Here is a 20,870-nt window from a genome sequence, read left to right as displayed (position 1 = left end):
AGTTAAATTTTATTCTACAGCATTAAATGCTTCATTATCACTAGTTTGGCAGCATAAACAAATTGCGTATGAAGTTATCTTGATCTAAATATCTGCATAAAGATTTGAAGGCAGCATAACTAGCTGATAAAGTTTCTCACAGGTTGAAATGTGTTCTTTTCTTTTTCTTATATGCTCCGGGGTTATCCGAGTCGAGAGAGCGCCTGAAAGGAAAAAATAATGAAATGGTATGTACTGCAATTTACTGCTACAAGATTCACTGCGGTTTTTTCCCATCTTGAACGCCTGAACTTTTCCTACTACTGCCCTATGGTAACTGAAAGATACCGCCGCCCGGATAAAGAAATTTCTTACCGAGAAAGACTTATCCCACTTTTTCATGGTTATCTTTTTATAAATGCTGATTTTGATAAAATTCACTCTTCAGCAATCACTGCTATCCCTTACGTTCAACGATTTATCGCCTTTGGCGGTGAGCCTTTGCCCGTGCCGGAAGAGGAAATTTATAACGAATGGAAGGGACTTCCCCTAGATATGTGCCTGATTAACTTTCGTGCAATCATAGGATAAACATTGACCCAGAGGGATTCGTTATGACCATCACCACAGTCGGTATCGATCTTGCTAAAAATGTGTTTGCTGTTCACTGCATTGACCAAAATGGTAAAGCTGTTCTGGTTAAACCCAAGGTGTCGCGTGCAGCACTTTCTGAACTCATCGCAGGTTTACCTCCCTGTGTCATTGGAATGGAAGCCTGCTCGGGTGCCCACTATTGGGCAAGATTATTCAGGCAGTATGGCCATGATGTCCGGTTGATGGCTCCGAAATTTGTCTCACCCTATCGCATGGCGGGTAAGACCGGGAAAAATGATGCAGCTGATGCAATAGCTATTTGTGAGGCAGTGCAGCGGCCGCATATGCGCTTTGTACCAGTCAAAGACGAAAGCCAGCAGGCAATGCAATGCTTACATCGGACAAGACAGGGATTTATCCAGGAAAGAACAGCAACGTATAACCGTCTTCGGGGCCTGATATCTGAATTCGGGGTTATTGCCCCACAAAGCACTGATGCTCTGCGTCATGTTGTTTCTGACCAGAAGGAAACTCTGCCAGTACAGGTTAGGCTGTGCATTGATGATCTATTGACACATGTCACTAATATTGAAGAGAAAATCGCCGAATATGACAGGGTATTATCTCGTGTGGCCAAAACAGATCATCGCAGCCAGCAGTTAATGGAACTGAAAGGTGTTGGGCCCACCACAGCGAGTGCGCTGGTCGCCAGTATTGGCAATGCCCATGATTTTAAGAACGGGCGCCAACTGGCAGCCTGGTTGGGGCTAACGCCATCACAATACAGTAGTGGCGGAAAATCAAAGCTTGGCAGGATAACAAAAGCGGGTGATGCCTATCTGCGAACCCTACTGGTCCAGGGAGCCCGTTCTGTAATGGTAGGGGCAGAGAATAGAACGGACCCGTTTAGCCGTTGGGTCTGCTCGTTGATTGGTAGGCGGGGATACTGGCGTGCTGTCGTTGCAATCGCCGCCAAGAATGCGAGGTTGTGCTGGGCATCATTACATTACGGCGATGACTTCAGACTGTATTCAACAACATGAAAAATTTAACTGAGTAGTAACTGAACTGTAAATTGTTGATGGTAAAGGGTTAGACCCCCGTGAGAAGTATCTGCATATCCTACTGGATATCACTATCCGATTAACGAAGGAGGATCTCACGAGCGTCTTTCATCAGGGTCCGAATCACTAGCGATTCAGCATGACCGTTTATAGTAGCGCAGTCTTATCCCTTGCCTTTCATTGATGAACAGACAGAAATTAAAAACCGGCGTTGACTGTTCGGGGAAGCCCTTATAGTACAAAAAGGAGAAAGGAATCAACTTATCCTTAGTGACTCCCCCCGTTTGGTGGAAATAATGCTGATGGATGATCCACGGAAGAGAAGTATTGCCATGCTCAATTACATCACAGAGAAAAGCTTAACCCACAAAATGAAACGGAAAAAAAAATGACTGTTACCAGAAAAAAGCCTGTAAGCAAGCGCAAGCCTCAACGTAATACACTCTATCTTCCTTCTGTTGTACGTGATGAAGTTGAGCGAATCTCTGTTGAGATTAGTTATCGCAGAGGGAGGCGTATTTCTGATTCTGGTTTTGTGCAATACCTCATCAAAACCTATTCACACCAGGCAATCGAAAAGCTTATAAACGGAGCTGATGACGATTCCGACGACTAACCTTTCTGCATGACCTGTTCCGCGCTGTTCTGGCCGGGAGAATTTAATGTTATCCACTTCTGCTTTTATTGCGCTTGCTATGCAATGCGCAGCCAGCGTTCATCCTGATACCTCACATGAGATTGCAAGGGTTGAATCTGGTTTTAATCCCTATGCGATTGCCGAGATTATATCGAAAGATAAACGTAAACCCGGTGACAGCGGTGTGGTTTCTTACTTTCCAAAAACAAAGGAGGACGCATTACAGATAATTAATAAAATTGAATTAAGAAATAATCGTTATTCAGTCGGTCTTATGCAAATCACCAGTTCTAATTTTACAAAATACGGTGTTGATGCTGAGAAGCTTTTATCTCCTTGTACAAATTTGTCTGTATCGGAAAAGATAATCGTTGACTGTTATCAGCGGGGAGGGAGTCTACAAAATGCACTTAGTTGTTATTATTCGGGAAACTTTGTAACCGGTAGGAAAACCGAATCAAACTTTAACAATACAAGCTATACGCAAAGAATTGGTTATAACCGAAATGACAAGAAAGAAACCTGGCTTGTTCCTTCGGTTAAAGATGAAATCAACAAGGAGAGTGCCGAACAAAATCCACATAAAACCCAACCTAAAGAAATTACCGTATATCCACAATACGCCCTGCGTGGCGTTGTAACAGATGAAAAGGAAACTAATGATGTTGAAAATGAATAAACGTTATCTGACGCTGGCCGTTTTTATGGGTGCTCTGATGCTATGCGTAGCTGAACCAGCATTTGCCGATGATGTTTCTACCAAAACTACTGGTTTTTTACAGAAAATAATCGACTTTCTGACTGATATCAGAAAACCCGTGATTACTATTATTTGTCTGGGCATTGCTTATATTGCACTGTTCTCTCGCCAGCATATGGGCTGGATTATTCCTTTAGTTATCGGGATGATCATCTTTATTATCGCTCCTTATGTACCTGACTGGTTGGCCTAAATAATACAAGGGGCGTAAAATGAGTACTCTTTTTAAAGGGCTAACACGCCCCGCTTTAATTCGCGGGCTGGGCGTTCCGCTCTACCCCTTCCTTGGAATGTGCCTTATCGCTGTACTGCTTGGGGTCTGGATACACGACGCTATGTACGCCCTTGTGCTACCTGGCTGGTATGCCATCAAGCGAGTTACACAGATAGATGAACGTTTTTTTGACTTGCTTTACCTGCGAGCGTTGATCAAAGGTCATCCGCTGTCAAACAAACGCTTCAGAGCCGTTCATTACGCAGGGAGCCAGTATGATGAAGTCGATATTTCCAGAGTGGACAATTTTATGAAACTGAAAGACCAGGCTTCTCTTGAAGAACTGATACCTTACTCCTCTCACATCACGGATAACCTTATTGTCACTAAAAAGAAAGATTTGCTGGCGACCTGGCAAATCGACGGCGCTTATTTTGAATGTGTCGATGATGAGGATTTAACTATTCTGACAGACCAGTTAAATACGCTTATCCGTAGCTTTGAAGGTAAAGCCATCACTTTTTATACACATCGAATAAGGGTTAAAAAAGAAATTCATACATCTTTTAATAGCAAAATACCTTTTGTTAATAAAGTAATGAATCAATACTACGAGTCACTGACTGAGCCTGAATATTTCGAAAATAGATTGTATTTAACGGTTTGTTATAAAGTTTTTAATGTTGAAGATAAAATTTCCAATTTCATCTCAAAGAAAAAAGGAAATAATAAAGTCTTTGACGAACCCATTAATGAAATGAATGAAATCTGTGGTCGGTTAGATACTTACCTTTCACGATTTCATTCCCGGCGTCTTGCTTTGGCTGAAGAAAATGGAAAAGTATTTTCTGACCAGTTATCTCTTTTCCAGTACCTCTTGTCGGGTAAGTGGCAGAAAGTCAGGGTGACTAACAGCCCGTTCTACACCTATCTGGGCGGTAAAGATCTGTTCTTTGGCAATGATGCTGGTCAGATCACGGCTTCTGACCACGGCAGATACTTTCGCTGCATTGAGATAAAGGACTATTTTCAGGAAACTGACGCGGGTATTTTCGATGCCCTTATGTATCTTCCTGTTGAGTATGTCTTTACATCGTCTTTCACAACTATGGACAAACAGGCGTCAATAAAGGCGTTAGACGATCAGATAGATAAGCTGGAAATGACGGATGATGCAGCTAAATCGCTGCTGGCCGATCTCCGTGTTGGCCTCGATATGGTATCCAGTGGGTACAACTCGTTTGGTAAATGTCACCAGACGCTAATTGTATTTGCTGATACCCCGGAACGGCTGGTTAAAGATACCAACATCGTGACCACGACTCTTGAAGATTTGGGATTGATTCTCACCTACTCGACATTAAGTCTTGGTGCTGCTTATTTTGCTCAGTTACCGGGTAACTATACGCTGCGACCACGCCTCAGCATTATCAGCAGCCTGAACTTTGCAGAGATGGAAAGTTTCCATAATTTCTTTAACGGAAAAGAAAGCGGTAACACCTGGGGAAATAAACTGATCACCTTGCGTGGCTCCGGTAATGATGTTTATCACTTCAATTACCATATGACCACCGAGCATCAGAACTTCTTTGGTAAGAACCCGACGCTGGGGCATACGGAAATACTGGGTACTTCTAACGTTGGGAAAACCGTCCTTATAATGACTCAGGCTTATGCAGTACAGCAGTTCGGCGTGCCAGAGTCGTTTCCCACTAACCGAAAGGTCAGGAAACTGACCACTGTCTTTTTTGATAAAGACCGCGCCGGGGAAGTGGGAATACGTGCAATGGGCGGTGAATATTACCGGGTTAAGGGAGGTGTGCCGACTGGCTGGAACCCAGCGGCTCTGAAGCCAACAAAGCGAAATATCGCTTTTATGAAGGATTTGGTAAGACTGATTTGTACCCTCAACAATAATACTCTGGATAACTACCAGAACGGCCTTATCTCAGATGCCGTTGAACGCCTGATGGCAAGGGAAGATCGGTCGTTTCCTGTCAGCAAACTTATCCCGCTTATTCTTGAGCCAGATGATACAGAGACGAAACGACACGGTATCAAAGCACGTCTGAGAGCCTGGGCGCAGGGTGGTGAATATGGCTGGGTAATTGATAACCCAACGGACACTTTTGACGTTGCTAATCTGGATGTTTTCGGCGTTGACGGCACAGAATTCCTGGATGACAAAGTTATTGCCCCGGTTGCTTCGTTTTATCTGATTTATCGCGTCACCATGCTGGCCGATGGCCGACGACTTATCATTTATATGGATGAGTTCTGGCAATGGATTAATAACGATGCATTCAGGGACTTCGTTTATAACAAACTCAAAACCGGACGTAAGCTGGATATGGTGCTGGTTGTTGCCACGCAGTCACCAGATGAGTTGATTAAAACGCCGATAGCTGCGGCTGTTCGTGAACAGTGTGCCACACATATCTATCTGGCAAATCCTAAAGCAAAACGTGGTGAGTATGTTGAAGGGCTTCAGGTCAGGGAACTTTATTTTGACAAAATTAAGGCGATTGACCCGTTGTCTCGTCAGTTCATGGTGGTTAAAAACCCACAGCGGCAGGGCGAACGGGATGACTTTGCGGCCTTTGCAAAATTAGACCTGGGCAGGGCGGCTTATTATCTACCGATTTTAAGTGCTTCTGCTGAACAACTGGAGCTGTTCGATGAGATCTGGAAAGAAGGGATGAAACCCGCTGACTGGATTGATACCTACCTCGAACGTGCTAACCGTGGAATTGATTAAGGTGAAAATGATGAAAAAACAACTTTTGGCCGTAATGCTGTTTAGCTGCTCTGCAAGTGTGTTTGCGATAGGAACTGGGGTGATTGTCCATGATGCGCAATCCTCTATAGACACGGCTGCACAGTGGGTGAAAGAAGCTAAACAATGGCAAAATGAACTTACGGCTTATAAAGACGAGCTGTTAACTAAAACCGGAATTCGTGATGTACAGGGGCTGGTTCAGGATGCGCAGTCAGTCAGTAGCGAACTGACGCAGATCTACGACCAGGGGAATGCTTTTATTGATGACTACATCAAAAACCCGGATGGAGTCCTCTCACAGCAGGCCAAAACGCTACTCAGCGACTATAAGGTGACGGATACCTGTAAAGGGCTGGGTTATACCGGTGATCTGGTTAAAGGCTGCGAGGCGAGTTTTTTATCGCAGCTTGCAGGCGTTGAGTACGGCAATCAGCTTCAAGATAAGCTGAAAGAAGACAACCAGTCGATGAAAGATCTCATAGACCAGGTCAAGAACGCGAAGGACACGAAAGCCACACAGGATGCGACGAATGCTGTGTCTCTTGAAAATATGAAATTCGAAAAGCTCAAGTTTCAGTATGAAATGTATCGCGATAAGCAACGCGATCTAGCACAATACAAGGAGAAGATGTCGGAGGCTGCTTTCAATAAAAAACAATTGGATGCAGTCAATACGGAAAATCCGATTGTTGATTATAAGAATGAGTTTAATCAACAAGATTATGAAATGAACTGAGGTGAAATTTGAAAAATTATTTATCTATATTAATCTTAGGCTTTACTTTTTTACTGTCTGGCTGTGAGGATGTTAAATCTTCCGATTGGTGGCAATCTCATCCTAATGAGGCAGAAAAGAAAGTTGCAGAGTGTAAGTCTTCAGGCAGTGATAGTGATAATTGCAAAAATGCAAAGGATGGATTGTTTAGGTATAAGCAGTTGAAAGCGGTGGACAATCCAATTGATTATAAAGATGCCTTTGGCAAGCTATTAGATAAAGGCGATAAAAAATAGGAGCCTTTATGGCATCTTCTAGATTTTTTCAAGCAGCCCATGATGTTATAACAAAAGTTCTTGACCAGTCCTTGACTGGTCAACTAGATAGTTTTTCTTCAATAGCGTATACGTTGGGTAAATATGGCATTTCAATTTACGTATTGTGGTATGCCTATACTGTCGTTGTTGGTAAACAGAAAACACATGTACAAGATTTTATCTGGAATTTATTTAGATTCTGGCTAATCCTGATTTTTGTCAGAAATACTGGCGGTTGGTTGGATAGTGCAAATAGTGCTATAGATGGGTTGAAAACAACTTTTGCTGGAGGAGACCCCTGGGTTTGGGTAGACGAGCTATGGACAAAAGTACAACAAGTGGCCGCTTATCTTATGAATAAGGATACGTCTACTTATGTTAAGACTGAAGGTTCAATAGCTGCATTGTTGACTTATGCTGGCGGTATATTGGCAATGCTTCTTACATCAATAGTTTATCTTGCAGCAGAAGTTACGTTAAAGGTTTTGTCTGTTACCGCACCACTGTTTGTGATGTGTTTATCTTTCGGGTTTCTGCGTCAAATGTTTAATAGTTGGCTTCAACTTTTGTTCAGTTCATGTTTTATATTTTTGTTTTGCGGATTGGCAATCAAAGCAGGAATGACATTCATGAATGGTATTCTCAGTATATCTATAGCGAACGCAGACTCCCTGAACCTGATATCTACTGGTGCTCAGGCGGGCGTGGCTGGGGCATTTATGGCCTGGGTTATCTGGCAGGCTAAAACGTATGCTTCGCAGATCGCGGGCGTTGGCGTTGAAGGGGCGTTGCAAGGCGCTGCTGCTATGGGGATTGGAGCGGCAACGTTTGGTGCATCACGTATGGCTGGCGGTGCGCTGGGGATGGGTAAGAATGCAGGTCTAGGGGCATGGAAAGGAGTCCGCCGTCAGGAAGGTGGACTAGGCCAGTCTAACGGGTTATCAGGTAAGCTGGGTAATCTGACCGGACAAGGGATAAACATCGGTGCTAAAAAATTGCGCAGTGCAGCCATAGAAATGGCTAAGAAAAAATATGGTGGCTAAATGAAAGAAATATACTTTTTTTATCTTATGGTGATACTTCTTGCGCTTGTAATGAGTGTTATCTACGCATTCTATTAACCCTCCCTCTATTACTAAATAGTCACGCTTGAAAAGCGTAGCTATTGGCCTTTAAATCAAAGCTACTCAGGTGAAACATGAAAATAATTATCGCGGCTATCGTGACGATTTGTCTCGTCGGGTGTCAGTCGTCGCACATACAACCTCCGGTTTCAGGAAAAACTGAACCTGTTAATTCAGCAGAGGTAATGCGTAATGGCGTTTAAAATTCCAGAATTAAAACTTCCCGGTTTTAATAAGAAAAAAGAAGTAACGGACTCTTCAAGCACGTTTGAAGAGAAAAACTTAGCCTTGCAAGAGAAAATGAATCGTATTTATAAACTTGGTGGGATTTCTGGTATCGTAATAGGTGTGTTTTCTCTTATTGCGCTTAACAGTGCGCTTCCTTTAAAAACAACGGTTGTGGATGTTGCTCTGATTGACAAAGTAACAGGCGTTACAGAATGGCTGACTACTGTTAAAAAAGAAAACCTTTCTGAGAATCAGGCTATTGCTCAATATTTCATTGGTCAATATGTCAAACGCCGGGAAGGTTACAATTACTTCAGCCTGCAACATGATTATGATTTTGTTATGGCATACAGCGCTGAAAATGTTGCCGCAGATTATAATGCTTTAATCAACAGTGACCAGTCTCCTAAAGTTATTTACAACAAGGCTGAGAAAACCGCCAGCGTTCAGGATAATCCCTCAATTATTATAAGCCCGTCATCCCGTAAGGATGATAAAGATATCGGTGCTTATGTGCGCTTTAGAAAAACCGTCCGGGATGTTGCTACAGGTATGAGCAAGGATGAATACTGGAATATTCGTCTGACTTACCGGATTGAACCGGGAGTGGATATGAAGTCAGGCGACAGAAACAGAAATCCGCTTAAGTTTGTTGTTACCAGCTACGTTCGTGACAAAGAAGTAAGAGGGTAAATCAGATGAAAATAAATAAAGGAGCGTTAATAGTTGCGCTCCTGATGGCTGCTCACGTTTGCAATGCAGCGGTAGTGCCATCGGGAAGCGGTTTCGACCCGAGAAATCAAAACGTCAATTATAACCCTCAAAACACGACCGTCATTAATAGCGCGGTGGGGTATACCACTACTCTGGTATTTGATGATGATGAAACGGTAATTAGTGCCAGAACAGGTTTTCCGCAGGGATGGTCTGTAAATAAAGAAGATAACCTTGTTTATGTGGAAGTGAAGCCTGTTAAACAGACCGTGCAAAACAACAAAACGGACGAGAACGGTAAGCAATCGTCTGAAGTTGTTAACGTGGCACTCGACCCTGAGAACGATCTGGAACGCTGGCGAACAAACCTGTTTGTTCGCACAACAAAACGCAATTACAGCATGGAGCTGAACGCTAAGACGTTCAGCCAGCCTAATAAAATTGCTTTTGTGGTGAATTACCAGTACCCGCAGGAACAGCGTAAAGCCCAGGCTGAAATTGAGAAAAAGAGGATTGAAGCGTTAAACAAGCGTCAGGAGGAACAGGCCATTAACCGGGCGCTTGAGAATAGCAAATCGCCACGTAACTGGAAGTATACGCAACGGGTTGCAGAAGGTAGCCGGAGTATCAGCCCGGATTATGCCTATGACGATGGTCGTTATACGTGGCTAGGATTCAGCCCTATGAAAAAAATTCCCAGTGTTTTTGTTATGAGTGGGCAGAAGGAAACCATAACCAACCCAGTGATTAAGCACAGCAACAGTTACACCGTAGTAGGTGTCCCAGTTGACCAGAAGTTTGTACTTCGCCTTGGGGATCAGGTTGTTGGTCTGGAAAATGAAGGGTTTGGCAAAGTCCGTTTACCTGCCGGAGATACCGTCTCTCCGAAAGTAGATAAGGAGGTGATCCAGTGAGTGAACAGGAAAATAAAACGCCTACAGCGGTAGAAATTGAGCGTCAATTACGCGAACTACGCCAGAAAGAGCTGGAGCAGGGAGATCAATCTGATAAAGCAGATAATACCGCTGAGCCAGCTAACAAGCTGGGGATCGAGAAGCTAAAAAAATCACGTAAAGGGATGATCATAATAATCGCCGCTTTTGTCCTGCTGGCCGTTGGATTATCTGTGTATTACGTTCCGTCAATTATTCGTAGTATGTCCAGCGCGGATGAAAAGCCCGCCGGTGACTCTGTGGCTACGGGATCGGTTAAACGTCAGACGGGACTCAGTGATGACACTGACCCCTTTAATGCCGGGCAAAAACCACCGGAGGGGAACGGAGAGAGTAAATCCAGTAGCAGCAACGGTAAAGCAGAAGCCCCGCCGGAAAGCGTACAGCACGGCTACAGCCGCGCACTTGATGTGTCCTATGGAGGAAGCAGCGCTGCATCAGGAAACAGCAGCAGTGCCTCAACTAAGACGGCCAATGAGACAAACGACGGTGAGGGGAGTAATACAAAACCTGAAGTGCAGCCGGTGAATGCAGGCGCGTCCGTGTCGCTATCGAAGATTACGCGGGTTCCCTATGACCCTAACCTGTTTATCCCTGAAAACACGGCAATCCCCTGTTCACTGGATCGGCGCTTTATATCTGACCTGGCCGGAAAGCTGGTATGCACCGTTAATACTGATATCTACAGCGCAAATGGCAACGTAAAGCTTATCGAAAAAGGAACGGCTGCTTACCTGATGTACAAATCCGGTTCGTTCCGGCACGGTCAGGGTGCTGTATTTATCATGGCAACCAAGCTACGGACACGAACCACACCGTTCATTGATATACCGCTGATTGATACGCAGGCATCGGGAGCGCTGGGGGAAGCCGGGGCGTCAGGATGGATTGATACTCATTTCAGCGACCGTTTTTTGGGGGCGATGATGGTTGGCATGATCCCCGATTTTGCTCAGGCGTTAAGCGGGGCAGCAAAAAATAATAAAGATAACCAGACGGATTATACGGCAAACAGTAGACAGGCTTTTGCTGATATTGCTCGTGAGTCATTTTCAAACAGCGTGAATATCCCTCCAACATTATATAAAAATCAAGGTGAAATCATTACTTTGATTGTCGGTCAGGATTTGGATTTCTCAGGAATCTATAAACTGAAAATGAAATAAGAGGTCATGTAATGCAGGGTGAGATTAACACTGAAAACCGCCATATTGTTTATGACATCGTGAATGATTATTTTCATCAGTGGTTAAATAATGTGGAAGGTTTAACCGAAATAGCCGTGAATCGTCCCGGTGAATTGTTTGTTAAAGTCAGAGGGAAATGGCAGCAAAACGAAACAAATATGAGTTTTCGCGACTGTATGTCATTTGCAGGGGCAATATCTGATTATCATGATGGTGGTTCTGTTACGCCAGAATATCCGTTGCGCTCTGCCACGCTCCCCCTTGGGGAGCGCGTACAGATTGTAATTCCTCCGGCCACTGAAAGAGAAACGGTATCAATCACAATTCGTAAGCCATCCAGCGTGTTCATTGACCATCCAACTTTTGTAAAACAGGGTTTTTACTCAAGGCTAAATCAGGGGGTTGATTTCAGAAATAAAGAAGACGAATTATCTTTAATGTTTAAAGAGAATCGTTTTGAACGATTTATTCCTGAATGTCTGAAACAGGGTAAAACGATGGTGTTCTGTGCCGGGACCGGGGCCGGGAAAACCACGTTTGCAAATGCCTGTCTTGAGTATATACCGCATTATCTCAGAATTATTACTATCGAAGATACGGATGAAGCGAAACTGCGCTTTCATAAAAATCATGTGAAACTATATTACCCGTCAGAAGGGGAAAGTACCGTTGTGAGTTCAGCCTCTCTTCTGCGTTCTGGTTTTCGCATGAATGGTGACAGAATACTGATGACAGAGGTTCGCGGTGCTGAAGCCTGGGATTTTCTTAAAGGTTCAAGTTCCGGCCACGCAGGAAACTTAACCACTGTACATGAAGGTACGCCTGAAGATGCTGTGCTTGGACTTGTTCAGCGGTGCTATATGAACCCGGAATGCCAGAACTTGCCTTATAACATTATATTGCGGCGGGTATTGAGCAACGTCGATGTGATCATGAGTATTAAATACATTGATGAAGAGGATTCACGCTTTGCATCGGGTATTTACTATCGTGATATTCACTTTCAGGAATACTTTGAAAAACTGAAGGAGTGATTATGTCTGTCAAACTTCCCGATAAAGGCCAGTGGGTTTTTATCGGTTTAGTTATGTGCCTGGTAACGTACTATGCTGGTTCAGTTGCTGTGTACTTTTTTAATCATAAAACCCCCTTGTTTATATGGAAGAATTTTGATTCCATGCTGCTCTGGCGGCTCATGACAGAAAGCAATATAAGAACTAGCATCAGGTTTACAGCTATACCCTCTATTCTTTCCGGTATGGCTGCATCACTTATCGTGCCTGTTTTTATTATCTGGCAGATAAATAAAACAGATTTCTCCCTTTACGGTGATGCAAAGTTTGCGAGTGATGATGATTTGAGTAAATCAAAGTTGCTCAAGTGGGAGAAGGAAAATGACAGTGATATTCTGGTCGGTGTTTATAAAGGGAAATATCTCTGGTATACCGCACCTGATTTCGTTTCGCTGGGTGCAGGTACACGCGCAGGTAAAGGTGCTGCTATTGGTATTCCTAACCTTCTGGTGAGAAAACATTCTCTTATTGCTTTAGATCCAAAACAAGAACTGTGGAAAATCACCAGTAAAGTTCGTGAGGTGCTTCTCCAGAATAAGGTTTTTCTGTTAGACCCTTTTAACAGTAAAACGCATAAGTTTAACCCACTATTCTATATTGATTTAAAAGCTGAGAGTGGTGCAAAAGACTTACTGAAGCTGATAGAAATTTTGTTCCCGTCTTATGGTATGACGGGTGCTGAAGCTCACTTTAATAACCTTGCCGGGCAATACTGGATTGGTCTAGCAAAGCTGCTTCACTTCTTTATCAACTATGCACCAGACTGGCTTAACGAATTCAACCTTAAACCCATTTTTTCCATAGGCTCTGTCGTTGATCTTTACAGCAATATTGACCGGGAAAATGTGCTGAGTAATCGTGACGATTTTGAGGGTGTGGCGGGGTTAGACGAAACGGCATTATTCCATCTGCGGGATGCACTGACTAAAATTCGCGAGTATCACGAAACGGAAGATGAGCAACGTTCAAGTATCGACGGTTCATTCCGTAAAAAAATGAGTCTGTTTTATCTTCCTACTGTCAGAAAATGTACTGATGGAAATGATTTCGATCTGCGTCAATTACGGCGTGAAGATATATCAATCTACGTGGGTGTTAATGCTGAGGATATGTCTCTGGCGTATGATTTTCTCAACCTGTTCTTTAACTTTGTTGTTGAAGTCACGTTGAGGGAAAACCCGGACTTTGACCCCACGCTTAAACATGACTGCCTGATGTTTCTGGATGAATTCCCTTCTATTGGTTACATGCCAATCATCAAGAAAGGTTCAGGGTATATTGCCGGGTTTAAACTCAAGCTACTGACGATTTATCAGAATATCAGTCAGCTAAATGAAATATACGGAATTGAAGGAGCTAAGACACTGATGAGTGCGCATCCCTGCCGGATTATCTATGCCGTCAGTGAAGAAGATGATGCCAAAAAGATTTCCGAAAAACTGGGTTACACTACGGCTAAATCTACCGGTTCCAGTAAAACAAAAGGCCGTTCTACATCGCAAAGTAATTCCGAAAGTGATGCACAGCGTGCTCTGGTGCTTCCACAGGAGCTGGGAACGCTGGACTTTTCAGAGGAATTTATCATCCTCAAGGGTGAGAACCCTGTTAAAGCGCAAAAAGCCCTTTACTACCTTGACCCGTATTTTATGGACAGGCTGATGCTGGTTAGTCCAAAACTGGCTGCATTAACCTCCAGTATTAACAAGTCAAAAAATATATTCGGTGTTAAAGGACTCAAATACCCTTCAAAAGAAAAAATGCTTTCCGTTGGTGAGCTTGAATCCGAGGTTCTATTATGAAAAAAGTAGTGTTAACTGCCCTTTTGTTTCTTTCTGCCTGTTCGTCACCTCCTGAACCTCCACAAGTTGACTGGAAACAAGACCCGGCAACGATGAATTCACAGTTAATGGACTGGCAACCGACTTTTACAGTAATTAAAACAGACCGGATTAATTCGTCGTGGGTGAAACTCATTAGAAATTTTTCTCCTGAAAATCGGCTGTATAGCGATGATGTCTTTTTTGCTGTCGCGCATTCTGATTCAGTTATTGTTGAAAGTAGTCGGGGTGATGATTTTTTCACAGCAAAGAACTGGCTGCGGTCTAACGGCGCATATGGGTTAATCCAGTACCGATACAAACCTGATGATTTCGGTATTAAATCCATCAATATCTATCTTCAGAAAAAAGGATGAGAGTATGAATATCAGAAATATGATCATGGTTCCGGTCATTCTCGCCGTATTAAGTTCTCCTGCTTTAGCAAAAAAACATAACCACACTGACGGACTAAACCAGACGGGTGATCCCTGCGAACTGTTAACCTGTATGGCTGGGAAATTACAGGGGGATATACAGCCAGCTTGCCAGCCAGTTAATCAGCGTTTTTTTAATGTGCGGGTATTTACGCCTTATTACAACCCGGAAGCCACAGCAAGGCTCAGGCAGAGCATAGTAAATGCCTGTGAGGGTGCTGTAATCAATAAAGACACGCTGGAAATGATTGTTCAGCGCTACGGGCGGTCATTTCAGGAATAACAATAACCCCGTAAATTTCAGATTTTAATCTGAGGTTTTCGGGGTTGAACAACCGAAGGGCGTTAGCGATGAAAAAATTCACTTCAAAGATCAAGCGTTATAATCTTCAAGTAATAACTGTCACTCAAGATTTGAGCGATTTGAAAAACATTAGTGATGATACAGCGAAAGCTATTGTTGAAAATTGCAATGTTCACATCACTCTTGCTCAGGATAAGGACGTAGCGGCACTGATGCTGGAGAAAAAGAAACAATGAAACGTGTTTTTATCTCGCTCTTACTGTTTGCGGCTTTTTTCCATTCCTCATTATTTGCAGATGAAATTAAAGGAAAGGTTATTCGTGTTCTTGATGGCGACACCATTGAAGTATTGCAGGAAAAGAAACCCGTTAGGGTTCGTCTGTTGAATATTGATGCCCCGGAAAAGAAACAAGCATACGGGAGCTGGTCAACGAACCAGCTTAAAGCCCTGGTAGCAGGGCAGCCCGTTACGGTGACGTACACGCAGAAAGACCGTTACGGGCGTGTCCTGGGGCGAGTCGTGACGACGAACGGCACTGAGGCCAATCGCTATATGGTGCAGTCAGGCGCTGCATGGGTGTACGAGCGATACAACACGGATAACTCATTACCGGCTCTGCAAAGGGTAGCGCAGGAACAAAAACGCGGCCTGTGGGCTGAAAGTCATCCTGTGCCGCCGTGGGAATGGCGGCATAAAAAATAAGGGGTTTAAACTATGCTAACAGATAAAGATATAGCTATTCTGAATAATTGCTTGCTCGACGACCACCTTCTTATTGAAATTGAAAAATATTTTGTGTCAACAGAAAGCGCCACTATTAGAGAACGTCTGAATAGTGGAGAGTCCTTAACTAACGAAGAATTGTGGAAGTTACCATATTCTGAATCATTATCTGTAAAGAGAATAACAGATAAAAACGATATTCAATGGTTAACCGCTTACGCTATTGCTAACGGCCGTGATTTACAGTCTTTATTTGAAACAAGTGAATTTAAATACCTTACTCTTTTTATTGATGGCGAGAATGTTAGTTCGCAATTTAAAGAGTGGTTAATAGTCTATAACTTGATTGATGCTTTTCAATCGAGTGATACAACGGGTGTCACTATTAGTTTTCCAGAGAAGGTGTAAATTATGGATTTCAGTAAAATTGATTTTACTCATGATTGTTACGTTGATCTACATGTTGGTGATTACGGTTCTTTGTCTGGCGTGTTTTTTATAGGTAGACCTGATTTGGCTATTCTTGAAAAGCTTTTTACCGATTCTCATGACTGGCAAAACTCTTTTCAGCGCGAAGGTAGACAGTATGTAATGGGATTTGTTGATCCGGGTAATGTGCAATTAATTGCATTTATGCAGGATGCCTTTACAAAAGAAAATGAACAAGCCGAAAAATTCTATTTGGATAATGGTTTTTACGAACAAACGCATGACTTTTTTGATATATGGTTTGATAACGATGTTAGCGATGTGCAGATCAGTTTTCCTCTTTCAGAGAGTACGTAACTATGAAATACATTAGCGATGAAGAGTATGAAAAAGCTAAAAGTGTTTTTATTGAATTACTCAATTCTCCTGTTGATGTGTATGAATCTGAAAATATAGAAAACATCAGAAAGTTTGAGGATGCATTAGACGTTTGTATAGAGTACGAGCAACAATGTTATGGTCAAAAACTTAACATGTCCCCGATTAGTGCATATAGGGCATCAATATCTAAGCGGGCAGCATTCCGTATTAAATCTATTTATTAATTTTAGGAAGAAAACATATGAGACTTTTCATTGCTGAAAAACCGTCTTTAGCTAAAGCCATTTTTGAAGGACTTGGGGGAAATCCAAGCACTGAAAAGAAAAATGGCTATTTTCAACACGGAACTGATGCTGTTACCTGGTGTTTTGGTCATATGCTTGAGCTTTGCGATCCAGAGGACTATGACGAGAAATATTCGAAGTGGCGCTTTGGTGATCTACCAATTAAAACCCCCTGGCCGCCAACTTATAAAATCAGACCGGATGCTGAACCACAAACCCGTATTATCTTTTCTCTGATTGAGCAGGCCGACAGTATTGTTCATGCTGGCGACCCGGACGATGAAGGATGCTTGCTGGTTGATGAGCTTCTTGGTTACGCCAATAACATTAAACCCGTCGAACGGCTGTTGATTGCAGATCTCAACCTTGCACCAGTAAAAAAATCACTGGCAAATATGCAACCAAACACAAAATTCCGGGGTATGACAGACAGCGCCCTGGCTCGTTCTCTGTGTGATCAGGGATTTGGCTACAACCTGACGCGCGGTTGTACCCTTAAAGGGCGTGAGAGGGGCTATGACGGCGTTTTAAACGTTGGGCGTGTACAGAGTGCTGTTCTTGGTCTTGTAAACCTCAGAACGTTGGCTAACCAGAATCACAGTGAAAGTTTTTACTATGATATTTTCGCTAACATAACGGTGAACGGGCATCAGGTTAAGTCTAAATATCAGACAACGGACGGCGATCAGATCGACGATAAAAAGCGCCTTATTTCCGAAGCCCAGGCAAAGCACATCGCTGAGCGGGTGACGAAGAAAGAGGCAATTGTAACCGTCGCCACCACTAAGCCAGAAAACACTAAGCCCCCATTACCGCTTAACTTGTCCATGCTTCAGCAAATTTGTGCAAAGCGATATGGCTATAAGGCCGCTGAAACACTCAGTATCATGCAAGGGCTGTATGAGACGCATAAACTTCTGACATATCCGCGAACGGACAACCGCTATCTTTCTGATGAGCATTTTTACCAGGCTGCTGATATTGCCAGCGCGATCAGCGCGACAATGCCGGAACTGGCGTCTGCAACTGCCGATATGAATAAGGAGCAAAAACATAAAGCCTTTGATGGCAGCAAAATCGAAGCTCACCATGCGATTATCCCGACAACAAAAAGCGGAGCCGGTGTTCAGCTCAGTGATAAAGAGCGTAACGTTTATAACCTGGTGGCCGTTCATTTCATTGGCCTGTTCTATCCTGATGCGATCAGAGACAAGACGAAAATTCACTTTGATATTAAAGGCGATACCTTCACGGCCACACAAAGCGTTCTGGTACAAAAAGGCTGGGAAGCGTTGGGTAAAGACAATGATGAAGAGGACGACGCCGAAGATGCCGGAACGGGCGGCTTTGATTTATCGACCCTGAAATTTAATGACAGTGGCTTGTGTGAGTCGGCTGATGTGGACAAGAAAAAGACGACTCCGCCCCGCTATTTTACGGAGTCAACGTTACTGGCCGCGATGACCAGTGCGGCAAAATTTATCGATGATCCGGCACTGAGAAAAGCGCTTGAAGCCAAAGACGAGGGAAGCAGCGACCGGGGCAGTATCGGCACGGAAGCTACCCGCGCAGGTATCCTTGAAAAACTGGCGGCCAATACCGGGCTTATCTCGATAGAGAAAGAAAAGGGCTATTCAGAACTGGTTTGGAAAACCACAACGCAGGGACAGGAGTTTTGCGCTGCACTTCCTTCTGAAGTGATTAAACCCGATATCTCGGCAATGTGGGCTGAAAAACAGGCTCAGATTAAAGCCGGGGAATTAACCGTAGAAGCTTTTATCAGCGAAAACGACAATTATATCCGAGAGTTGATCGAAAATCTGGATAAGAACGGCATTAATATTTCTTCTAATGCCACACCTTGTCCTGTCTGTAGTAAAGGGTTCCTGATAAAACGTAAAGGTCAGAATGGTTTTTTCTGGGGGTGCTCATGCTACCCTGAATGTAAAACATCATTCCCGGATAGCAATGGAAAACCCGTTACGGAAAAACAGGCTTCTGAGGGCGCGAGTGCACGTCTTGGTGTCCCCTGCCCTTCCTGTGATAAAGAGATTTTAATCCGGCCAAAAGGTTTCTTCTGTACAGGTTGTGAGTTTAAAATCTGGTTAGAATTGTCCAGTAAGAAGCTGACACAGAGTCAGGTGGAAATGTTAATCAAAAAAGGTAAAACTGGTGAGATTAAAGGGTTTACCAGCAAAGCCGGAAAAAAATTTGACGCTGTTGTTACCTTACAGGATAAATCTACCGGTAAACTTGGTTTCGAGTTCAGGAAAAAATAGTAATGGTGAAAACCAGACAGGATTGGCTCTTCCAGTTAAGAAAGTGTCAACACCGGGAAACGTTAGAGAAAGTCATAGAAAAAAATGAACGCAGCCTTACCGCAGGAGAGCTGGTGACATTTTATTCTGCTGCTGATCACCGACTAGCAGAGATAATCATGAATAAACTGTTTGATAAAATCCCTGCATCGGTCTGGCAACACGTTAGATAACCCATCAAGAGAGAAAATATGAGCGATAATGATACGTTTGATGCAGCTCGAAGACTTCTGACGAATATTCGTTCTGCACGTGTTTTTGCACGTGAAACAGACTTTGAGCAGCTTCTTGAAATGCAAGCAAAGCTTAATGCAGTTATTGAAGAATGCCGTGAAGATGCTGAACGTGAAGCTGCCGAACGTGAAGAACGTGAGAAGAAGCGTCAGGAATTGCTTCAGCTGATCGCCGGAGAAGGTTTTTCACCTGAACAGCTGCTTGGGCTGACCGACGATGTGCCAAAGGCTCGTAAGAACAAATTGCCTAAAGCGCCGCCTAAATACCAGTATGAAGAAAACGGTGAAGTTAAGTTCTGGTCTGGCCGGGGGCGTTCGCCAAAGCCAATCGCTGAAGCATTAGAGGCGGGTCGTAAGCTGGACGATTTTCTCATCAAGAAAGATGCCTCCAGCTCAATTAGTGACAAAGAGTAATATGGTAAGCCTCTGGTATGCGCCGGAGGCTTTTTTTTAGCAGAACGGACGCGGGGGGTTCTGATGAACAAATCTTTGAATATCCTCGCGAGGATAAGGGAAGAAATCTCTGATATCTTTGGCTTCTATTTTACCAGTGGCGTGATATGTCTGAAAATAGATCCATTCGGCTATCGTTTTGTAGATGTGATTTCCCATGTTCGCACTTTGAGCGCCGTACTGTAGGACTTGTGCACCCTGTTCATTGCATAGCTCTGGCGGAGTGAGGACATGGTATGTCCTGCATAACAGTGGGCGGTAGTTGTAGACCGTGCATGTTCCCTTATCAGATAAAAACGGGCATTTCGACTCATGCCCGGTCGTAAGCTGGCGGTCTCTGGCAGTGAGCATACTTGCTTGTGCAATATACGTTGCCTCAAGCGCGGTTAAATGAACATCTATTTTACAGCACGAAGAACAGCCCTTTTGACAGGAGGTAAAAGTGCTGACAAATTCTTTATTGAAGCGATTCAAAAAAGCGTACATCTGTTTTAATTGCAGATAAATATTACCTGATTGCATATTGAGTTTATTTATGAGCGCCTTTAACTCATCGAAATACTTATCAGGTACGGGTTTCAAATTGGAATAGCCGGGTAATGTCTCGCCTGGTTCTAAGTGGATCACTGAGTTAGGTTTGATATCCATTGCTTTTGCCTCCTTTCATGCTTCACATGCATGGTTGTTGATTTGACACTAAAACAACCGTCATACAAAGACAAGGCATCAAGCCTAACAGACAATCAAGCTTGCCAGCAAAGATACCTTCTTCAGCAGCTGCGGCCGCGCAATAATGCCAGCATAATCCCCCTCTCGATGCCAACCGGCGACCTAAAAATGCCAGCAAAAATGATTGCATTCGGTTTCGGGCTACTATATTTTATCTGTATCGTACAATACAGATATGGGTGAGCATATGGATCATGTCGGAATAGCAAAGGTATGGCGTCAGCGGAATCAGGAACATGCTGATTCCGGTGTTGTGCTTATATGGGATGGCGAGGCGTATGGCTGGAAAAACGTTCTCCGCGATCCACAGCATGAACGCCCAGGAGCAATTGCCGTCGATGCCGAAGGTAATATGTTTATTGCCGAGGGCGGGAATGACTATGACGGCGCTAAATGCTGGGTAGTCTTTCAGGAGTCCTGATA

26 protein-coding genes are annotated in these 20,870 nt (G+C 43.6%); 25 read left to right on the top strand and 1 reads right to left on the bottom strand.

The window, feature by feature from the left end; genetic code table 11:
- The first annotated feature begins 219 nt into the window (after window positions 1-219).
- The 24 genes from HV350_RS26235 to HV350_RS26120 all read left to right on the top strand — a co-directional run bounded on the left by HV350_RS26235 (window position 220) and on the right by HV350_RS26120 (window position 19,679).
- Window positions 220-570 carry a transcription termination/antitermination NusG family protein gene (locus HV350_RS26235; RefSeq protein WP_181630774.1) on the top strand — a complete coding sequence of 117 codons (351 nt, stop codon included), beginning with the start codon at window positions 220-222 and terminating at the stop codon, window positions 568-570.
- A gap of 23 nt (window positions 571-593) precedes the next feature.
- Entirely contained in the window at window positions 594-1,616 is a 1,023-nt protein-coding gene (locus tag HV350_RS26230) for an IS110-like element IS5708 family transposase (RefSeq protein ID WP_000156884.1), read from the top strand.
- A gap of 409 nt (window positions 1,617-2,025) precedes the next feature.
- Window positions 2,026-2,253: a hypothetical protein gene (locus HV350_RS26225; RefSeq protein ID WP_072077759.1), complete on the top strand. Its 228-nt coding sequence runs from the start codon at window positions 2,026-2,028 to the stop codon at window positions 2,251-2,253.
- Window positions 2,254-2,299: 46 nt separating this feature from the next.
- Window positions 2,300-2,953, top strand: a complete 654-nt coding sequence (locus HV350_RS26220) for a lytic transglycosylase domain-containing protein (RefSeq protein ID WP_181630772.1) — start codon at window positions 2,300-2,302, stop codon at window positions 2,951-2,953.
- Complete coding sequence (locus tag HV350_RS26215; RefSeq protein WP_050074611.1) at window positions 2,937-3,227, top strand: TrbC/VirB2 family protein; 291 nt, start codon at window positions 2,937-2,939, stop codon at window positions 3,225-3,227. Before HV350_RS26220 ends, HV350_RS26215 begins: the two co-directional genes overlap by 17 nt.
- 19 nt (window positions 3,228-3,246) lie before the next feature.
- Window positions 3,247-6,006 (top strand): VirB3 family type IV secretion system protein, encoded by a 2,760-nt coding sequence (locus HV350_RS26210; protein ID WP_072077758.1) that lies wholly within the window; start codon window positions 3,247-3,249, stop codon window positions 6,004-6,006.
- A 10-nt stretch (window positions 6,007-6,016) separates the two neighbouring features.
- The gene (locus tag HV350_RS26205) at window positions 6,017-6,763 is read left to right on the top strand and encodes a type IV secretion system protein (RefSeq protein WP_181630783.1); all 747 of its coding nucleotides are present in this window, start codon (window positions 6,017-6,019) and stop codon (window positions 6,761-6,763) included.
- An 8-nt stretch (window positions 6,764-6,771) separates the two neighbouring features.
- Window positions 6,772-7,038 carry an EexN family lipoprotein gene (locus HV350_RS26200; RefSeq protein ID WP_181630770.1) on the top strand — a complete coding sequence of 89 codons (267 nt, stop codon included), beginning with the start codon at window positions 6,772-6,774 and terminating at the stop codon, window positions 7,036-7,038.
- Window positions 7,039-7,046: 8 nt separating this feature from the next.
- Window positions 7,047-8,102 (top strand): type IV secretion system protein, encoded by a 1,056-nt coding sequence (locus HV350_RS26195; RefSeq protein ID WP_181630768.1) that lies wholly within the window; start codon window positions 7,047-7,049, stop codon window positions 8,100-8,102.
- Between the two features lie 273 nt (window positions 8,103-8,375).
- The gene (locus tag HV350_RS26190; protein WP_050074616.1) at window positions 8,376-9,104 is read left to right on the top strand and encodes a type IV secretion system protein; all 729 of its coding nucleotides are present in this window, start codon (window positions 8,376-8,378) and stop codon (window positions 9,102-9,104) included.
- Between the two features lie 5 nt (window positions 9,105-9,109).
- Window positions 9,110-10,039 carry a TrbG/VirB9 family P-type conjugative transfer protein gene (locus HV350_RS26185; protein ID WP_181630766.1) on the top strand — a complete coding sequence of 310 codons (930 nt, stop codon included), beginning with the start codon at window positions 9,110-9,112 and terminating at the stop codon, window positions 10,037-10,039.
- A complete protein-coding gene (locus HV350_RS26180; protein WP_181630764.1) occupies window positions 10,036-11,244 on the top strand; it encodes a TrbI/VirB10 family protein in 1,209 nt (402 codons plus the stop codon). The genes HV350_RS26185 and HV350_RS26180 overlap by 4 nt, the downstream gene beginning before the upstream one ends.
- Window positions 11,245-11,267: 23 nt before the next feature.
- Complete coding sequence (virB11, locus tag HV350_RS26175; protein ID WP_181630781.1) at window positions 11,268-12,299, top strand: P-type DNA transfer ATPase VirB11; 1,032 nt, start codon at window positions 11,268-11,270, stop codon at window positions 12,297-12,299.
- 2 nt (window positions 12,300-12,301) lie between these two features.
- Window positions 12,302-14,137, top strand: coding sequence for a type IV secretory system conjugative DNA transfer family protein (locus HV350_RS26170; protein ID WP_181630762.1), 1,836 nt, complete (start codon window positions 12,302-12,304; stop codon window positions 14,135-14,137).
- On the top strand, window positions 14,134-14,532 hold the full coding sequence (locus tag HV350_RS26165) for a cag pathogenicity island Cag12 family protein (protein ID WP_181630760.1): 399 nt from the start codon (window positions 14,134-14,136) through the stop codon (window positions 14,530-14,532). Before HV350_RS26170 ends, HV350_RS26165 begins: the two co-directional genes overlap by 4 nt.
- Window positions 14,533-14,536: 4 nt before the next feature.
- The gene (locus tag HV350_RS26785; protein ID WP_249418050.1) at window positions 14,537-14,875 is read left to right on the top strand and encodes a hypothetical protein; all 339 of its coding nucleotides are present in this window, start codon (window positions 14,537-14,539) and stop codon (window positions 14,873-14,875) included.
- Between the two features lie 68 nt (window positions 14,876-14,943).
- Complete coding sequence (locus tag HV350_RS26155; protein WP_181630758.1) at window positions 14,944-15,132, top strand: TraM recognition domain-containing protein; 189 nt, start codon at window positions 14,944-14,946, stop codon at window positions 15,130-15,132.
- Window positions 15,129-15,599 (top strand): thermonuclease family protein, encoded by a 471-nt coding sequence (locus HV350_RS26150; RefSeq protein WP_181630756.1) that lies wholly within the window; start codon window positions 15,129-15,131, stop codon window positions 15,597-15,599. The genes HV350_RS26155 and HV350_RS26150 overlap by 4 nt, the downstream gene beginning before the upstream one ends.
- A gap of 12 nt (window positions 15,600-15,611) precedes the next feature.
- The gene (locus HV350_RS26145; RefSeq protein WP_181630754.1) at window positions 15,612-16,028 is read left to right on the top strand and encodes a hypothetical protein; all 417 of its coding nucleotides are present in this window, start codon (window positions 15,612-15,614) and stop codon (window positions 16,026-16,028) included.
- 3 nt (window positions 16,029-16,031) lie between these two features.
- A complete protein-coding gene (locus HV350_RS26140; protein WP_181630753.1) occupies window positions 16,032-16,406 on the top strand; it encodes a hypothetical protein in 375 nt (124 codons plus the stop codon).
- A gap of 2 nt (window positions 16,407-16,408) precedes the next feature.
- Complete coding sequence (locus HV350_RS26135) at window positions 16,409-16,654, top strand: hypothetical protein (RefSeq protein ID WP_181630751.1); 246 nt, start codon at window positions 16,409-16,411, stop codon at window positions 16,652-16,654.
- A 17-nt stretch (window positions 16,655-16,671) separates the two neighbouring features.
- The gene (locus tag HV350_RS26130; RefSeq protein ID WP_181630749.1) at window positions 16,672-18,993 is read left to right on the top strand and encodes a type IA DNA topoisomerase; all 2,322 of its coding nucleotides are present in this window, start codon (window positions 16,672-16,674) and stop codon (window positions 18,991-18,993) included.
- A 2-nt stretch (window positions 18,994-18,995) separates the two neighbouring features.
- Window positions 18,996-19,205 (top strand): hemolysin expression modulator Hha, encoded by a 210-nt coding sequence (gene hha, locus HV350_RS26125; protein WP_044715194.1) that lies wholly within the window; start codon window positions 18,996-18,998, stop codon window positions 19,203-19,205.
- A gap of 18 nt (window positions 19,206-19,223) precedes the next feature.
- The gene (locus HV350_RS26120; protein WP_050074626.1) at window positions 19,224-19,679 is read left to right on the top strand and encodes an H-NS family nucleoid-associated regulatory protein; all 456 of its coding nucleotides are present in this window, start codon (window positions 19,224-19,226) and stop codon (window positions 19,677-19,679) included.
- 36 nt (window positions 19,680-19,715) lie between these two features.
- On the opposite strand, the gene HV350_RS26115 is transcribed toward HV350_RS26120, so the two are convergent.
- Window positions 19,716-20,366, bottom strand: a complete 651-nt coding sequence (locus HV350_RS26115; RefSeq protein WP_128451860.1) for a YkgJ family cysteine cluster protein — start codon at window positions 20,364-20,366, stop codon at window positions 19,716-19,718.
- 256 nt (window positions 20,367-20,622) lie between these two features.
- Here HV350_RS26115 and HV350_RS26110 point away from each other — a divergent pair, with 256 nt between their 5' ends.
- Window positions 20,623-20,868 (top strand): antirestriction protein ArdR, encoded by a 246-nt coding sequence (locus HV350_RS26110; protein ID WP_181630748.1) that lies wholly within the window; start codon window positions 20,623-20,625, stop codon window positions 20,866-20,868.
- The last annotated feature ends 2 nt before the right edge of the window (window positions 20,869-20,870 follow it).

It is taken from the genome of Citrobacter sp. RHBSTW-01013 (assembly GCF_013781985.1).
In the GTDB taxonomy this organism is placed as follows: domain Bacteria; phylum Pseudomonadota; class Gammaproteobacteria; order Enterobacterales; family Enterobacteriaceae; genus Citrobacter; species Citrobacter braakii.
Note: the sequence above shows the minus strand (reverse complement) of the source record. Positions and strands in the feature narration are given on the sequence as shown.

Bases quoted from the DNA above. Each gene is read 5' to 3' on its own strand.
- HV350_RS26150 (WP_181630756.1), top strand. From the start codon at position 15,129: ATGAAACGTGTTTTTATCTCGCTCTTACTGTTTGCGGCTTTTTTCCAT.
- HV350_RS26120 (WP_050074626.1), top strand. From the start codon at position 19,224: ATGAGCGATAATGATACGTTTGATGCAGCTCGAAGACTTCTGACGAAT.
- HV350_RS26185 (WP_181630766.1), top strand. From the start codon at position 9,110: ATGAAAATAAATAAAGGAGCGTTAATAGTTGCGCTCCTGATGGCTGCT.
- HV350_RS26110 (WP_181630748.1), top strand. From the start codon at position 20,623: ATGGGTGAGCATATGGATCATGTCGGAATAGCAAAGGTATGGCGTCAG.
- HV350_RS26225 (WP_072077759.1), top strand. From the start codon at position 2,026: ATGACTGTTACCAGAAAAAAGCCTGTAAGCAAGCGCAAGCCTCAACGT.
- HV350_RS26140 (WP_181630753.1), top strand. From the start codon at position 16,032: ATGGATTTCAGTAAAATTGATTTTACTCATGATTGTTACGTTGATCTA.
- HV350_RS26235 (WP_181630774.1), top strand. From the start codon at position 220: ATGAAATGGTATGTACTGCAATTTACTGCTACAAGATTCACTGCGGTT.
- HV350_RS26190 (WP_050074616.1), top strand. From the start codon at position 8,376: ATGGCGTTTAAAATTCCAGAATTAAAACTTCCCGGTTTTAATAAGAAA.
- HV350_RS26195 (WP_181630768.1), top strand. From the start codon at position 7,047: ATGGCATCTTCTAGATTTTTTCAAGCAGCCCATGATGTTATAACAAAA.
- HV350_RS26785 (WP_249418050.1), top strand. From the start codon at position 14,537: ATGAATATCAGAAATATGATCATGGTTCCGGTCATTCTCGCCGTATTA.
- HV350_RS26155 (WP_181630758.1), top strand. From the start codon at position 14,944: ATGAAAAAATTCACTTCAAAGATCAAGCGTTATAATCTTCAAGTAATA.
- HV350_RS26215 (WP_050074611.1), top strand. From the start codon at position 2,937: ATGTTGAAAATGAATAAACGTTATCTGACGCTGGCCGTTTTTATGGGT.
- HV350_RS26130 (WP_181630749.1), top strand. From the start codon at position 16,672: ATGAGACTTTTCATTGCTGAAAAACCGTCTTTAGCTAAAGCCATTTTT.
- HV350_RS26205 (WP_181630783.1), top strand. From the start codon at position 6,017: ATGAAAAAACAACTTTTGGCCGTAATGCTGTTTAGCTGCTCTGCAAGT.
- HV350_RS26135 (WP_181630751.1), top strand. From the start codon at position 16,409: ATGAAATACATTAGCGATGAAGAGTATGAAAAAGCTAAAAGTGTTTTT.
- HV350_RS26220 (WP_181630772.1), top strand. From the start codon at position 2,300: ATGTTATCCACTTCTGCTTTTATTGCGCTTGCTATGCAATGCGCAGCC.
- HV350_RS26210 (WP_072077758.1), top strand. From the start codon at position 3,247: ATGAGTACTCTTTTTAAAGGGCTAACACGCCCCGCTTTAATTCGCGGG.
- HV350_RS26145 (WP_181630754.1), top strand. From the start codon at position 15,612: ATGCTAACAGATAAAGATATAGCTATTCTGAATAATTGCTTGCTCGAC.
- hha (WP_044715194.1), top strand. From the start codon at position 18,996: ATGGTGAAAACCAGACAGGATTGGCTCTTCCAGTTAAGAAAGTGTCAA.
- HV350_RS26170 (WP_181630762.1), top strand. From the start codon at position 12,302: ATGTCTGTCAAACTTCCCGATAAAGGCCAGTGGGTTTTTATCGGTTTA.
- HV350_RS26165 (WP_181630760.1), top strand. From the start codon at position 14,134: ATGAAAAAAGTAGTGTTAACTGCCCTTTTGTTTCTTTCTGCCTGTTCG.
- HV350_RS26115 (WP_128451860.1), bottom strand. From the start codon at position 20,366: ATGGATATCAAACCTAACTCAGTGATCCACTTAGAACCAGGCGAGACA.
- HV350_RS26230 (WP_000156884.1), top strand. From the start codon at position 594: ATGACCATCACCACAGTCGGTATCGATCTTGCTAAAAATGTGTTTGCT.